Below are 15,355 nucleotides of genomic sequence, written 5' to 3'. Positions count from 1 at the left end.
CGAAAGAACGCGAGCCCGAGCAACAACGCCATCCCAGGAGGAATCGCTGGTAATGAACGAGCTTTTGACCTTCAAGCATTCAACGCAAGGCTCGTGCGGACCATGTCCATGATCGTTATGTTGGCCAGCACAAACTTCGCAGCGATGGTTTCCCAGGCAACGGCAGTGGCGATGATGATGGGAACAAATTGCGTTGTTCGCAGCATGTTGGGCATGAAAACACTCGCAGGCACACGCGCAACGCACGCAGCAGCCAACCACACAGTGAATCATCACTGCGGTCACTGCCAGCATTGCTATAAGTCGCCGATCCATGCTTCTGCCTGAGAATACGCTAGAACTTGCCTCAGCGTTCTTATCGTCTTCTCTGCTGCATCCGATCACCGAAAGTCCGTTAGCCCGCCCAAATTTAAACAGGGACGGCAGCTAGAACGAACTGCCACACTTCTGCAAAGCTCGAGCGGGCGAGTCGTGGAAATCTGATTCGCCTGCCAAATGGCACTCGCAATAAACAACATTATCAGGCCACCGATTCCGGTGCCAATCGCTCCCCACGAAATGACCAGATCATGTGCAAGCCACCGAAGAAGGCTACGAATCGAAAATAGCTCGCCTCGGTCGACATCCCGTTCTTCTCGAATTCGTTGCCATGCGTCGTAAAGAAGTTTCGCGGATCGATTGGCACGATCGCTCCGTCGGTTGTCGATTTCGCGCACAGCGGTGGGTACAGTTTGATCCAGGGAGATATAAGTTCGTGGTCGGGCGATCGTTAGCGTTATTGACAATGTGAAGCGTCGTCGGACGCATCGATCAGCAACAACGAAGGACGCCGCAGAGTGATTTGCGGCGTTTTTTTATTTCTTGGAACTCACTTTCGTATTTAAAAGATCCAACGAATGACTGTCGTAGCCTTAATGCGCGTTTTGATATTTGTTTTGCGCTGTCTGACATTGTTTGACCAAGCGGGAAAACTACATTCGGCTATGTCCTGAGTCCTGGAACCTCGTTTGACGAGAAGGAATGGCCGTGAACCTATTTTCGATCCCGCGTAGCTCAACGATTTTCCTCCGCATGGTGGTTTCTGCCGCTTCGCTGCTGGCGATTCCGAACGGACTGAATGCCGAAGATGCGGAGCAAAGCTTTCGGCCGCAACTGACCGCAAAAGCGAAAGAACTGCATGCTTCCAGCATCGTGATCGACGGTCACAACGATCTTCCCTGGAAGATTCGAACCGATGGCGACGGCAACTTTCAGAAGCTCGATATCAGCCAGCCTCAGCCGAAGCTGCACACCGACATTCCTCGTCTTCGCCAAGGGGGAGTCGGCGCCCAGTTCTGGTCGGTTTGGGTCCCGGTCGATCTCGGTTATCAAGGGACCGCGCTGTTGACGACGATCGAACAGATCGAACTCGTCAAAAAGATGGCGGAAACCTACCCGGACGATTTCGAGTTTGCTCTGACCGTCGAAGACATTCGCCGGATTCATGCGAATGGAAAGATCGCTTCGCTGATCGGCGTCGAAGGTGGTCACTGCATCGAGAACTCGATCAGCAGCCTTAATCATCTACATCAACTGGGTGCCAGGTACATGACCCTCACGCATGCGGATAGCCTTGACTGGGCCGACTCAGCTACCGACGAGGAAAAGTCTGGCGGCCTGAGTCCATTTGGTAAAGAAGTCGTTCAGCGAATGAACACGTTGGGCATGATGGTCGATATCTCGCACGTTTCGGTACCGACCATGCACGATGTCCTGAACATCAGCCAGGCCCCGGTCATCTTTTCTCACTCATCGGCTCGAACCGTCGCCGACTCGCCGCGCAACGTCCCGGACGACGTACTCACGCGTTTAAAGGACAACGATGGGATCGTGATGGTCAACTACTACTCTGCCTTTATCGTTCCCGACGCGGCACGAATCTATCACGAAGGTGTCGCCTTAAAACGGAAACTACAGTTGGAAGGCAAATCGGCTGACGAAGTTCAGGCCGCTGCCGCAAGTTTCCACAAACAGAATCCGATGCCTGCCGGCACCTTTAACGACGTGATCGAGCATATTGATCACCTGGTGAAGACAGCCGGATGGCAGCATGTGGGGATTGGCTCCGACTACGATGGTGTCGGCCTGCTGCCTGCTGGCCTGGAAGATGTCAGCACGTATCCCTACATCACCCAGGCCCTGCTCGACCGCGGTTACAGCGACCAGCAGATCCGTGGCATCCTCGGCGAAAATCTGTTGCGGGTGATGGCCAAGATTGAGACGACCGGTCGGCAGCTTCGCCAGAAATAATGGGCGTCGCTGCTAGTCGTATTTGCGGACTGAGCTGCGGAACCTAAGCGATGGTTCCCAGGTCCTTCAGCGGGCCGCTACTGTCACCGAAGGCCTCGATGTCAACGCCCATCCGCTGTAGCATGGCGTGGTAAAGATTGCACAGCGGGACCATCCCTTCGGCGGGCAAGTGACGACCGGTTTCGAGCGTCTTTCCACCTCGACCGCCGAGCAAGATTGGAAGATTGTCAGGATCGTGGCGATTGCCGTCCGACATGCTCGACCCGAACAGGATCATGCAGTTGTCCAGCAACGTGCCATCCCCTTCCTGAATCGAGTTCAACTTGCCGAGCATGCGAGCGTACTGCTCGACGTGCCAACGGTTGATCCGCTGATACTGCTCGATCTTCTCGGCCTTGTTTTCATGGTGGGACAGCTCGTGATGCCCACCCTTCACGCCGTCGACGAACGAGAAGTTTCGACCGGAGACGTCGTTGGCGAACATCATGGTTGCAATCCGGGTTGAATCGGTCTGGAAGGCCAAAACAATCAGATCGAGCATGATCGAAATGTGATCGGCAAAGTTGCCTGGCACGCCGGGGGCCCCTGCCGCGATGACATGATCGGCCACGTCTGGCTGCCAATCGCCGTTCTCGCCCTTCACCGCGAACTCGATTCGCTTTTCAACGGCACGCACCGAGTCCAGATATTCGTCCATCTTGAACTGGTCGTCGCGGCCCAATTTGGGACGCAGCTTCTTGGCATCATCCAGCACGAAGTCGAGCAGGTTCTTGTACGACTCTGCCTTTTCCGATTCCGGAGATAGCTTCTTGCCGAACAATCGTTCGTAAACAAGCCGTGGATTGATCTCTTTCGCCACAGGACGCGTTGGCGACTGCCACGAGATATGCGAACCGTAAAGACGCGTGTACCCGACATTGCTGTCGATGCCGCTGATGACTGGCTCGGTACCGAGCTCTAGCGATGGCAGTGGCGTGGAACTTCCCACGTGCTGAGCCATCAACTGATCGACCGAGATGCCGCCGCTGCTGATGTCTTTGCCGGTGGTCTTGGTAACCGGCATACCGGTCAGAAAGTTGGCCGTCTTGGCGTAGTGACCATCGCCGCCGTGACTGTTCTTTTTATCCAAGCCAGTCAGCACCAGCACTTCACTGCGGAGGTCGGTTAGCGGCGTCAGGCTCGCTGGCATTTCGTAATCGGCGCCGGCCTGCTTCGGTACCCAATCCTTTTCCCAAACACCGTTAGGGAAGTAGAGGAACGCCGAGCGAACCGGTGGCTTGCCCGTGCCGGCGGCCTGGGCGACACGTGGTGCCAAGGAAGCCATCCACGGCAAGCTGAGGGCAACGCCGCAACCGCCGAGGAAATTACGACGCGAGAGGGTTCGAGACTTCATGGTGTGCCTGCGAATCTACGGGTGGGGTTGAGTAGGCGGAACGAAGCGATCCAGTCTTACGGCTTCGACTTGAAGTAGCGATGCTGGAACGGATACGACAAGGCGATCTCTTCGATCAACACGGCCGACTTCAGATCGTTTTCGCGAAGCCGTTTCAGGCATTGATCAACGATACAATTATCGAACTTGTTCAGTTGGCGGCCCAGGGCGAATCCGAGCAGCTTCTTGACAAAGTGCTTCTGGAAGTCGCCGCTACGCTTCAGAAGAATGACCTTCAATTCGGCTGGTCCGCTAAACTTATCTCCCGATGGTAACGCCCCGGCCGAATCGATCGGTTGACCATTGTCGAGATCGCGCCAACGTCCGATTCCGTCAAAGTTTTCCAGACCGAATCCGAGTGGATCCATACGGTTATGGCAACTGGCACACTCCGCCTTCTTGCGATGAATTTCGAGCCGCTCGCGAAGGGTCGTTGCCTTGCCGCTTTCATGTTCCTCTTCCAGTGCCGGAACATTCGGTGGCGGTGGAGGCACACGCGAACCAAGTACTTCTTCCAGGATCCAACGTCCCCGCAAAACCGGGCTGGTACGGCGAGGATACGACGTGGTGGTCAGGACACTTGCCATCGTCAGCACACCACCGCGTTGGCGATCGTCGAGTTTGACCTGCTGCCACGTTGCTTCCTCAGGCAAGTCGATTCCGTAATGCCGGGCCAGCGTTGGATCGGCATAGATGTAGTCGGCATCGATCAAGTCGGTCAGCGGGGCGTCGTTCTGGAAAACGCCAGCGACCGTGCGAATCGCCTCTTCTCGCATGCCGTACATCAACTGGTCGTTGTATTCGGGAAAGACCTCGCCATCGGGGCGCGGGCCATTGCCGAACTCTTTCAAGCCAAGCCACTGCAAACCGAAGTTTTCGCCCAAAGCTCGCGAACGAGGATCGGCCAGCATTCGGCGGACTTCGCCTCGAAGGACTTCTTCTTCGTATAGTGACTGATTGTCGGCCAGTTGCATAAGGCGTTCATCAGGAACCGAAGACCAGATGAGCAGTGACAGCCGCGTTGCCAGTTGATGCGGCGTGATTCGCTGAACTCCCCCTGCATGCTCCGATTCAACGACAAACAGAAAGTGAGGCGAAATCAAAACCGCCTTCATCGGCTGACGCAGTGCGGCGAGGTAGTGCGCATTTCGGCCATAGGCAGCGTCGTAAAGCGTCATCAACCGTTCGACTTCGGCATCTTCGACCGGGCGACGCCAGGCGCGACGGGCAAACTTGCTCAGCGTTTGCTTCGCGGCCTCACGGGCCTCCAGTTTCGATTCGGGATCGAGTTCTTTCGGGAGAACCGGCAGCAGGCCGCTGCTCTTGGCCACGTCGACATCATCCGGCAGCGCGGCTTCGATGACACGATTGGCCGACATCAAATAAGCTTCCAGGTGGATCGGCGAAGTAAACAAAGAGTCGCCGACCGTATCAAAACCTTCTCCGCCGGCACCATCCGAGGGTGGAAGTTCGCTGTCGGACAGCTCGATGCCAACCAGATCGCGGACCGAGTTGCGATATTCAGTTCGGGTCAAACGTCGACTCATCACGTGGCCGCGATACCAGCTTTGCGTTTCGTCCGACGCCAACTGATTGCAAAGATCTTGCTTCGGTCGCGAATCCAACCAATGGTTGAAAGCTCCCTTCTGCTGATCGTTGAGACCTGGGCTCCCCTCCGGCGGCATCTCATTCTGGCGAATGCGTCGCGCGACGCGATCCCACATGTCGCCGGCCGATGCAGCCGACTCGCTGCTGGTAAATTTGGCGAGGTCTAGGCTTCCTTCCGATTCGGCGCCGTCGTGGCATTCGATGCACCGCGACTTGATCACCGGAAGTATGTCCTTGGTGTAACGGTCTCCCCACGCCTTCAACTCAGGCGTCAGTTCTTCCGCCGACAACGTAGACGCGAAACCGATCGTCAGTAGCACGACCAAGGCGAGGAAACACGATCGACGAAGGGGAGCAACACGGCCAACCAGGCGAAATGGATGCCTGGTCAGACCCGATATATGTCGGAGCCAGATTCGCATAGAGCAACAGGAAGGTGGAAGGAACGCGCTGGAGGGAGGATTGTGTGGAAGGATCCACGATGGTGGACTTCAGGTCGAACCCACGCGTTACGACTTCGACCGTGCTCTCATCTTACCATAGGAAGGGAAATCGTAGTGGGGTTTATTGCCAGTTCCAAGATCAGATTTCACCGACCGGTCCTTCCCAATCTGAAACCACTCTAACCCTTTTCTCACACGACACTTACATCGCGCCACAGACCGATCAATGGGTTGTCAAGACAACCACCTCGTCTCAATTAGTCTCGCTGGCTGGGACTAATATCGGGCGTGAATTTCTTTGAGCTCGGGCAATCCGTTGTTCGGCCAACTGCTGTAAGGCGGCGCTGCGTTGGCTCGTCATCACTCCATTTCGGCACTGAATCGATTTCGCGGCGCCTTTCGCCTTGCCACTTTTGATCGACTCGAGCAATGGTTTCAATCCTACGTCAGCCGGCAGTCCCAGCCGCTCGTAAGCCTGATCGATGATCTCCAGCAACTTCGCTCCGTCGCGCGGTAATGCTTCCTGCAATTCCAGGAAACGAGCACAGGTTCGCGCTGCGATCCAGGCCGCTAGCGGTCCCGCCTGACTGACTTCGCCGAAGACCTCGGCCACGCGATTCAACTTCATCCAGCCCCCTGCCATGACATCGCTCCAAGCCTCGACAAGCAATTCAACGTCGCAGCGATCGGTCTGAGACAATTCAATCCAGGCCTCGATCGCCATCCCTTTCGCGTTGCCATCTTTGCTGACTGTCGCAATCCACAATGCCCTCGCCGCCATGATCGTCAACGGACAATCGGGTTCGAGCAATGGCAACAGATACTGTGCGTACCTCTCTTCGACGCTGGCCCCGCTGTCGACCCGCCGCGACAAGCTGACCGACGCCAACGACCAGTACCAGTCGAGCTTCATCGGCCACTGCGTTGCCAGGTAAGGATAGAGATACGGGGGTGCGAAGGAACAGCGAACGCCGTGAAGCTGTGCAGTCAGAAAGCCCAGGTCATGATCCAGTTTCTCCTCGGCCTCGCCGAGCGCAATCAGTTTCAGGACATTGTCGGGCGATGTGAGCGATGCGCCGTTGAGCTCTTCCTTCATCTTCTCGACTTCAGCCTTGAGAGGATCGCGGTCGTCAGGTGCCATCGGCTCGCTATCGACAATCGGAAAATGTCGCGGGCCCTTCGTTTCTGGAAGTGACCGCCAATAATAGTTCGAGGGCTTCAAGACGTCAGGCTTACGCCATAGCTCTTCCGGTATCTGGGAAATCTCCTCTTCAGGTAGATGCTTTGTGAGATCGATCGATGGTTCCCGCGACCGAATCGCCGCGATCCAGACTTGGATCGGCCACTGGTCATCCAACTGCAGATGTTCGGTCGACTCGATGGGCTCCAAGGCGACACGCACCAATTGATGCATCGCCGGCGACAAGGTCAGTGTCCCCGCTACGACTAGATTCCAGGCTTCCTCCCTCCGATCTGGAGTTAGCCGCAACAAACTGCGGACCAGGTCGCATTCTAAAAGATCGACCTTTGACACTTCCAGATCGTGCAGTCGCTTGACCCAAACGCGCGGATCAATCCAACCACCTCGGTGCGTCGGAGCGGAAACAATCGGATAGGCAGTCTTCTTTTTTAGACGATCGGCCAACAGCCACATGAAATCGCCCGGCGGGAAGCGTGACGGTTTCAGTAAATCTTCGAAGAAGCCGGTCGATCCAAGCCACGCGCCAATACAACGAGCCATTGGCTCGCTGAGCACGGCGCCGACAATCCCGCGCATTGGCCGCCCCATAATTTCCTGGCAGACTCGAGTCTTGAGTGACTTGGTCAGGGTGGCAAAATGCTTCGGACGTTCCAGGTAAAGCCGTGTGATGCCGTCAAGGATTCGTTCCGGCGTGTCGGGGCACTCACATGCTTCCACCGCTGCGGATGTTACCTGAACGAGTTCTTCCACCGTTTCGATGGGCTGCAGTGGTTCGTAGACATCCAGGATGCGAAGGTCACATGCCTTCCACCTTCCGGCTGTTGGAAGCTCTCCAGAAACCAGGGCTTTCAACGCTGAGGCAACTTGGAACCTCTCGGAAACTGCGGGAGGAAGCTCCGCGGCACTTGCCTCCAGATCTTCACTGCAGGCATCGAACGCCGAAGGATCTTCATCCATCGGCGATTCACTTGCCCCAGGGACGACGGTCTCCAGCCGCGAACGTAGCGTCGGAGCGACGGTTTCCAGGTGGAGCTGAATGGATTCGATCGCATCAATATCAGATGCCTCGATATGCAAAGCGAGCTGTTCGATGGCATCCTCTTGCACCTCCTTCGCCGGATGTGCCAGGGCGAATGCCAGTCCCCGCACCGCATCGCTACGAATTGCCGAGTCTTTTGCCAACCGCCCGAGCAGTAAGATCCCTTTCCGGGCGTGACTTTTTGCCTTGTGATTGAAGAGATGAGGCAGCGCCACGACAACCTCTGGTCCGTTTAACTTGCCCGCTTTTTCAACAATCAGCAATTGATCGAGTCCAAAGCCTGCGATCGGTCCTTGGGCATCGGCCAGCAAGGCGATCCAGTCAGGCTGCATGGCGACGACAATCTTCTTCGTCGCCGCAACTGGCTTGCCGAGCGCTGCCTTGATCAGGACGATACAGCCATTGCGTTCGGTTTGATTGTGCGGCTCCGATAGCTCGGCAAGTGCGACTTCGACAAACCGCTGAACATCGAGAATGCCTGCCTGAGCCATCCATTGAATTGGAGGCACCCACACTTTCGGCAGAATCATCTGCATGGTGTTTTTGACGACTTCGTATACCGGCTCAATCGCTTCGGGATACGCCAGCAAGAATTGCTGCGTCGCCTCGGGCTGTTTCTCGTAGGCAGAGGGAATCCAAAACTTTGCAAGGCGTTCTTTCAATTTGAAAGACTTGCTATTTTTCAAGAGACCTCGCTGATGGAGCAGTACCCAGAACTCGCCTGGCCAGTTGTAGGTGTCTCGGTCTTCCAGCTTTGGGAAGTGCGTTTCCAGCCACTGGTCGATCCAGGGCGGGTTCCTGTCGGCCAGGATCTGAGCCGATTCCGCCTCGAAATGTGGGACACAGGTACACAAACAACTCTCACCCTGATCGACAATGCCATACCAAGCCAGCCAGGCGACGTAGAACAAGTCGCTGTAATAGCGTGGCGACAGTTCGTTTGTGTCGGCCAAGTTGTACTTCTTTCGTTTCTCAACGACCTCTTCGCTCGTCTTGGTCAAATCGGGATGCACACCTCGCGTCACATGGCGATCGATTCCCAGCGCCAGCCAGAAAGCCTTGAGTGGTCGAACCGAGGCTGCCCGTTCCTCTTCAGTCGCCGTCGACAGAACCTCGACCACCTTCGCCGAATCGTTCGCAAGAATCACCGCTTCGAGCGCTTCAATCATTTTTGGTGCTTTCCCTGCGCCACGATGCGTGCCGCCAAAACATGCTTACAAGGACCACGTTCACCCTGGTGCCGACTGAACCAGGGACAAGTACACGAGTCGGCCTCGGAACCGAGACGAACAAAATAAGCGATCTCGCCGCTGCGGACTTCCATTGCGATGGAATCACGAACTTCGCTGGCAGCCAGGTTGATCCGCCGTACTGCGTTCTCGTCGACTAGTTTCCTCGCGCCGCGAAGGCGTGGCTGATCGGTCTCGACGACCTGCGGATTCATAGGCAATCGCCGCTGAAAATAGAAACCATTCGCCAGGTCAAAACCTGCCAGTCCACTGGTTGCCAGGCCTGCCAGTGCGATGTTCGCATCTGCCACACTCCACCCGAGGGCGCTCGCAATCTCGGCCGGGTCAATCGTCTCCTTCGGTGGCTGACCTGCTCGACCTGTGGTTTCACCCGCCAGCCAATCTTCAAGGTCGTCGACACGATCTTCCCAAGCGCCGTTGGCGAGTGCCGATAGAACTTGTCCCTCGCCAGAGAATCCACGGTAAAGCTCTGGCGAAACCACCAACCAATAGCGAAGCGATTCCGATTCGGCCATCCAGGCATGCACGCCAGACTCTGGATCGCTGTAAAGTTGAACTTCGCGAATCAGCGGCAAGATCGAACGGAGCGAATCGAGTCGGTTCAGTCCGCCGACCGGGATCGCTCCTGGCGACATTCTGGGGGACAGCCGGGGCCGCCCTGCTTGGACGAGGAGGTAGTTCAACTGTCCCCGACTTCGACCGGCTCCGCTGCGTGCCGTTCCGCCGCCTGCTTGTTGAAGTAATGGCATCAATAATCCTGGCGAGAATCGATGCACGAGTTCCAACCTGGTCTGGTAGACCTGAACTTCGCACAAGCCTTTGATCCAACGTTTAGGCAACGTCACCTTCTTCTCGAAGACTTGGGCGCCGCTATGTTCGACCGAAATGCCTTCATGGGAAATATCGAGCGAGACATTCGTATCACGGCCGATTCGATCGAGATGCTGAATCATTTCGCCATTGAAGTCGACATTGGTTGTTCCCCACCGCATCTCTTGTGTCTGAAGTGCTTCACGGTCGATGTCGAGGCGTACGTAAACGCCACAGCAGCCACTAAACCCTTCAAACCGAACGACGCTAGGACTGGTGGTCACGATCGGATCGAGTTGTGGTGGCCGAGCATCGAAGTAATGCGTTCGCACAACCCGGCTCAGAGCTCGCAGCATCCTGGCTGTTTGGCGAGGGTAAACAAGCTGACTGCGGAGAAATGGCCCGGCGTGAACTTTATCGGCCGAAGTTGCCGAAGTCCGAAGCTGATCGCAGGCCGCCAATTGGATGCCGTGATCGTCGACCGCGGAGGCGAACGAGTAATGGTAGCCAAGCTGTTCTAACGTCGTGCTCATGGCGGCAGGCAAGTCGTCCGCGAGTCGAAGAGAAGATTAGGTTGCGAAGAGTTTAAAAGTGTCGGCGGCGAATTGCCACCGTTGTATCACCACCAATCGTGACACACCACAAAATTAACAGTCGCATTGTGAATTTAACATTTGCCAAGTGTCTGCTATGAAAGGCTTTCGCAGACTTGTACCTGAATATCAGAACGGTACCATGGGGCTTGATTCTGACTCATCTTTTCTGGGGCACATCTCGATGGTTTGGACACGACCTGGCGCGGTGCTATTGCTCGTCATGCTTTCGACGACAATGGTTTCGGGCCGTGAATGGACCGACTCTACTGGCAAATTCAAGATCGATGCGGAATACGAATCGTTCCGCGACGGCGCGCTTACGCTTCGTAAGGCAAATGGAGACATGGTGACCGTTCCGTGGGAACGTCTTTCTTCTGCCGATCAGCAATTCCTGAAATCTCGCCCAGAGGTCAAAGCCTATCTCGGGGAACAATCGCCAGCAGCGGTTGGACCACCGAGCGTCGTGAAGATCTCGACACCGACCGGCGTGACCGAGGGAGAGGTGCGACGTTTTAAAGCTCCGCTGTGGGGTTTCCGAAACATCACCTTTTCGCCGAGCGGGGCCTGGATCGCTGCTGGCATGTCGAGTGGAAAGTTTCAGCTGCTCGACGTCGAGCATGAGGCGGTTCTTAACGAGATATCGAAACTCGATGATCTCGGCGACATTCTCGCTTGTTGCTTCTCACCTGACGGGACGAGGCTTGCCACCGCTGGCTACCGAAAACAGATCGCGATCTGGAAAGTCAGTCCTCGCGGTGACCTCAGTCGTGCTGGCACTTTGACAGGGCACAAGGGTCCCATCAGCAGTATGGCCTTTTCACCTGATTCGACGAAGCTACTTACCGGTAGCTCCGATCAGAAACTGATCTACTGGGATCTCGCGACCCACCAAATGATTCACGAGTTCAAAGAAGTTCATGCGGACGTAAAAGAATGTGTCTTCACGCCCAATGGCAAACAGGCACTCGCGACCGAAGGCCGGAAGTTGCATCTCTTCGATCTAGAAAACAAACGTTTCCTGGAAACGATGGAGTTTAACAAGAGCTACCCGCAACGAGTGACCATCTCGCCAACTGGCGAGTACGTTGCCGTTTCCAGCAGCTATGACATCCGCATCGTCAACACAGTGACTGGCGTGGGTCGTTTGATGCACGATACGGAGATTCAGTGGTCGCTCAAGTTTCTACCGGATGGCAAACGCCTTGTAACCGGTGCCAAGGCGAAGCTGAGCGTCTGGGATATCACCACCGGTGAATATCTCAAGACGATCGAGCTGACCAATATCCGTAACGTGCAGGAACTGGCCTGTTCACCCGATGGTGATCATGTCGCGGTCACCGGCGTCGGTCCGAAGCAAGACGTGATCGTCGTGCGAATTTCTGAATAGACCAACTCGCGACTAAAAAATCCCCCACCCTCATCACCTCACTCTCGAAAGCCGTCCACCATGGCTTGTCGCAATCGAATGTTTTGGAAACGCTTAGCTCTGCTCGCTCTCCTCGTCACCGCTTCGGCGATCGGCTGCAATACCGATGTCTCGCCCGACGGTTCCAACTCCGGCGGACTTCCACTATTTGGACGAAAGGGGAACGGAAGTGGTGGTGCGCTCTCGTCATTCGCCGATCAACCGGCGTATCAGATTCGCCCCACCGAATTGCAATACTCGCTAGTTCCGACGCGCAAGATGACCTACAAGATCCAAACCGTTCTGACCCTGCCTGACAAAGAGCAGTATCACGGTGGCAAGATCTCGTATGAAGTCAGCACTGGCGATCCGAATCGCCTGCTGGAAATCAAAGATGGCGAATCGACCGGGACCGCCTTCGTCGTCCATCCCGATGGTTTCCTCGTAACGTGCGCCCACGTGGTTCAAGGGGCGGTCAACGTCGATGTCCATCTGGGTGGCAAAACCTACATTGCCAAAGTCGTTGACCTCGACACGCGGAACGACTTGGCGTTGATTCGGATCGATGCCCACAACATGCCGGCGCTGCCGATCATCGACTCGTCGACCATTCGTCTCGCGGAAGAAGTTCGCGTGGTTGGCTTCCCGCTGACTGATGTGCTGGGCGAAAGTCTGAAGATTGCCCGTGGCACGGTCTCCGGCATCAACGAAGGCAAGCCAGACCAGATGTTCCAGCTCGACGCGACCGTCAACCCAGGCAACAGCGGCGGTCCTGTCGTCGACGAAAAAGGGCAAGTGACGAGCGTCGCGTCGGAATTACTCTCAGGCGATGGCGTCTCGAACGTTGGTTTCGCCGTCCCATCGAACCTGGTAACCGCCATGCTCGCGCGGAACAACATTTCGTTCACGGCCGGTTCCAGTTCCGCTCCACAGCTTTCAGGTCCTGACCTGGCCGAACATGTGAAGCCATCAATCGCACTAATGAAAGTCAGAACCGGTCCCAAGGGGGTTGGGTCCAGCGATAACCGACTGGTCCTATTCAGCTTTTTTGTCAGCGAGCAAACGAAAACCGGTAACCTCTATCGCGATATTCGCGGGACCACGAAACAGGAATCTGGCCGATTGGTCCTCAACCCGTTCGGTGAAACCCAATACGACGATGGTATCGAAACGTTGCCTCTGTTTGTGCGAGAACTCAGCACGATCGCCTTCGAGCCGCTCCCTCGTTTCACGTCCGATACCTGGGAAACGTCGAGTGTGCGGATCGTTCCGCAGAAAAAGAACTCGAAGTTGGTAATCGAGGAAGACCCACGCATGGCGGAACTGGCCCGAATGAATCCGCTCCTCCGTGGCCGCTTGCCATATGGATTCAATCCCAAGGTCAAAGAGGTTTCCTCGTACGAATTCCACCCCGCAATTGAGCAAGCCACCTATCGCGTCAAGTCACGCGTCACGAAAGACATCGCGGTGGAAAAGACCCATGACTTGAAAACCGTTCAAAAAGATCAGGCGATTCCCTTCTTGCATTTGAAAGGGAAAGCACACATGGTTTTTAGTACCAGATCTGGGGTGTACAGTTCGATTGATTACGAGGGAACTGCCGACATTACCGTGGATGGCAAGACACTCACGATTCCTATCAAGTACAGCTGTTCGCTCGTGGAAGACCGGCCTTCCTATCTGGACCAGACGGCCCCTTCCAATCGCCCTTCCTCGACGACTCCCTCGTCCTCCGCTCCTTACTCGCCTGACGATTCACCTAAGACCAGTGGTAGGGTGAGTCGTCCTGAAAAGAGACGTTATACCGAGGAGCTACCGAAGGTGAAAGGACTTTCGCAGCTCGATCTAAGCCGCTAAGACATCGACTACCTGGCGTGGCGTGTTCCTGGCAGCACGCCGCAGTGAACCAGCGTCGGCGCGATCGGTCCTGGGGTCAGCCCGGCTGCTTCGAGCATTCCGCGATACTCAGCAGCGCTGTAAGCTCGTCCTTCGGTGAACGAGAACAGCGACGCCGAATACAAAGCGATTGGCAACGGACCGTCGAGTGCGTCGTTCAAGAAGACGTCGTGAATCAGCAGTCGACCCCCTTCGGGCAACGCTGCGGCACACTTATCGACCAGTAGCTGGCATTCGGCTTCGTCCCAGTCGTGCAGAATGTTCGAGAGCAGAATCGTATCAGCCTTCTCAGGGAACGGGTCGGCGAACATATCACCTCGGACGAACTCGCAGCGATCGGCCACATCATACTCTTTCGCCATCTCTTCGGCGATATTCAGCACCATCGGTCGGTCGAAGATGATCGCTCGCAGATGCGGGTTCTTTTGGAGCATCACGTACGAATAGATCCCTGTCCCGCCACCGACATCGAGCAGGACCTTGGCATCGTCCATCGCGACCGCTTCGGCCAGCGCTGGTGCGACATTCTTGGCACGACCGGAGAGTGCCAACGTGAAGTGCCGCGCGAGATCTTCCGCTTCCATCGCCGACTTGATCCCATCCCGATAGATATACGCCGCGCCGCTGGCATCATCACCATCGCTACCCAGTGGACGATTGCTCTCTAGCAGGTTGACCATCGTCAACACGCCAGGGGTCTGGGCTGCCAGTCCCAAATAGTTTCCACAATCGAACATCTTGCCCGGCACCAGATGCTCGCTGGCCAGCTCGGTGAGGGCTAACTTGCCATCGGACTCGGCAATCAGCCCCATCGCTCGCAGCGCCGTGATCAACACGACGGCCGGACGCTTCTCGAGCTGCAGCTCTTTCCGCAGCGCGTCGAAGGTCAGCGGCGTCTTTTCTAAACGGCCGAACAGATCGAAGTGAGCCACCGCCGCAGTCAGCAGTTCCGAACCATGCATCCCGCGGAAATGCTCGAAGATCGGCGTTGGATCGGTGGTGGGCTGCTGAATGCCAGCGCTGTTGTGGGTTGGGTTTTGCATGGGAAGTTGCCTGAGATCTGATTTTTTGGGGTGGTGCTATCGAAAGCCCGCCTGATCGCCGTTTACGACCCGTTCACTGAAAAAAATATCACCCGGGTCATTTGCGCACATAAGCATGCCATTTTTCGGCAACCTATCCAAACGGGTCCTGTTAGTTTCGTGTATGTCGTTGATCCCATTCAATCCCCACGCCTCGGACCGACGTCGCTACGCCATTGGTAGCCCCTGCATTTCGCGATGCGGATTCGATCCTCGGCTTTCGTCCAACACGACACACACCATCGATGCATTTGATTCCGACTTATTCATTTTCATTCTCCGGATACCATTGCAGAAGGTTGAA

10 protein-coding genes are annotated in these 15,355 nt (G+C 55.9%); 3 read left to right on the top strand and 7 right to left on the bottom strand.

What is annotated here, in order from left to right; translation table 11 throughout:
- Window positions 1-71: 71 nt before the first annotated feature.
- Together AB1L30_RS12000 and AB1L30_RS11995 are read right to left on the bottom strand one after the other, a co-directional pair.
- A complete protein-coding gene (locus tag AB1L30_RS12000) occupies window positions 72-215 on the bottom strand; it encodes a hypothetical protein (RefSeq protein WP_367013663.1) in 144 nt (47 codons plus the stop codon).
- Window positions 216-520: 305 nt separating this feature from the next.
- Complete coding sequence (locus AB1L30_RS11995) at window positions 521-685, bottom strand: hypothetical protein (RefSeq protein WP_367013662.1); 165 nt, start codon at window positions 683-685, stop codon at window positions 521-523.
- A gap of 386 nt (window positions 686-1,071) precedes the next feature.
- On the opposite strand from AB1L30_RS11995, the gene AB1L30_RS11990 reads away from it, so the two are divergent.
- Entirely contained in the window at window positions 1,072-2,289 is a 1,218-nt protein-coding gene (locus AB1L30_RS11990; protein WP_367013661.1) for a dipeptidase, read from the top strand.
- Window positions 2,290-2,332: 43 nt separating this feature from the next.
- On the opposite strand, the gene AB1L30_RS11985 is transcribed toward AB1L30_RS11990, so the two are convergent.
- The 4 genes from AB1L30_RS11985 to AB1L30_RS11970 form a co-directional block, all read right to left on the bottom strand.
- Window positions 2,333-3,682, bottom strand: coding sequence for a DUF1552 domain-containing protein (locus tag AB1L30_RS11985; protein ID WP_367013660.1), 1,350 nt, complete (start codon window positions 3,680-3,682; stop codon window positions 2,333-2,335).
- 56 nt (window positions 3,683-3,738) lie between these two features.
- The gene (locus tag AB1L30_RS11980; protein WP_367014095.1) at window positions 3,739-5,649 is read right to left on the bottom strand and encodes a DUF1592 domain-containing protein; all 1,911 of its coding nucleotides are present in this window, start codon (window positions 5,647-5,649) and stop codon (window positions 3,739-3,741) included.
- 376 nt (window positions 5,650-6,025) lie between these two features.
- Window positions 6,026-9,181: a DUF6493 family protein gene (locus tag AB1L30_RS11975; RefSeq protein ID WP_367013659.1), complete on the bottom strand. Its 3,156-nt coding sequence runs from the start codon at window positions 9,179-9,181 to the stop codon at window positions 6,026-6,028.
- Entirely contained in the window at window positions 9,178-10,605 is a 1,428-nt protein-coding gene (locus tag AB1L30_RS11970) for an SWIM zinc finger family protein (protein WP_367013658.1), read from the bottom strand. Before AB1L30_RS11970 ends, AB1L30_RS11975 begins: the two co-directional genes overlap by 4 nt.
- A 244-nt stretch (window positions 10,606-10,849) precedes the next feature.
- Here AB1L30_RS11970 and AB1L30_RS11965 point away from each other — a divergent pair, with 244 nt between their 5' ends.
- Both AB1L30_RS11965 and AB1L30_RS11960 read left to right on the top strand, forming a co-directional pair.
- Complete coding sequence (locus tag AB1L30_RS11965; protein ID WP_367013657.1) at window positions 10,850-12,055, top strand: SHD1 domain-containing protein; 1,206 nt, start codon at window positions 10,850-10,852, stop codon at window positions 12,053-12,055.
- 78 nt (window positions 12,056-12,133) lie between these two features.
- A complete protein-coding gene (locus tag AB1L30_RS11960; protein ID WP_367013656.1) occupies window positions 12,134-13,930 on the top strand; it encodes a serine protease in 1,797 nt (598 codons plus the stop codon).
- An 8-nt stretch (window positions 13,931-13,938) separates the two neighbouring features.
- Here the strand turns inward: AB1L30_RS11960 and AB1L30_RS11955 are convergent, their stop codons facing one another.
- The gene (locus tag AB1L30_RS11955) at window positions 13,939-15,012 is read right to left on the bottom strand and encodes a methyltransferase (protein ID WP_367013655.1); all 1,074 of its coding nucleotides are present in this window, start codon (window positions 15,010-15,012) and stop codon (window positions 13,939-13,941) included.
- Window positions 15,013-15,355 lie beyond the last annotated feature (343 nt).

The organism is Bremerella sp. JC817 (assembly GCF_040718835.1).
In the GTDB taxonomy this organism is placed as follows: Bacteria; Planctomycetota; Planctomycetia; order Pirellulales; family Pirellulaceae; genus Bremerella.
This window is presented reverse-complemented; position numbering and strand designations above follow the sequence as displayed.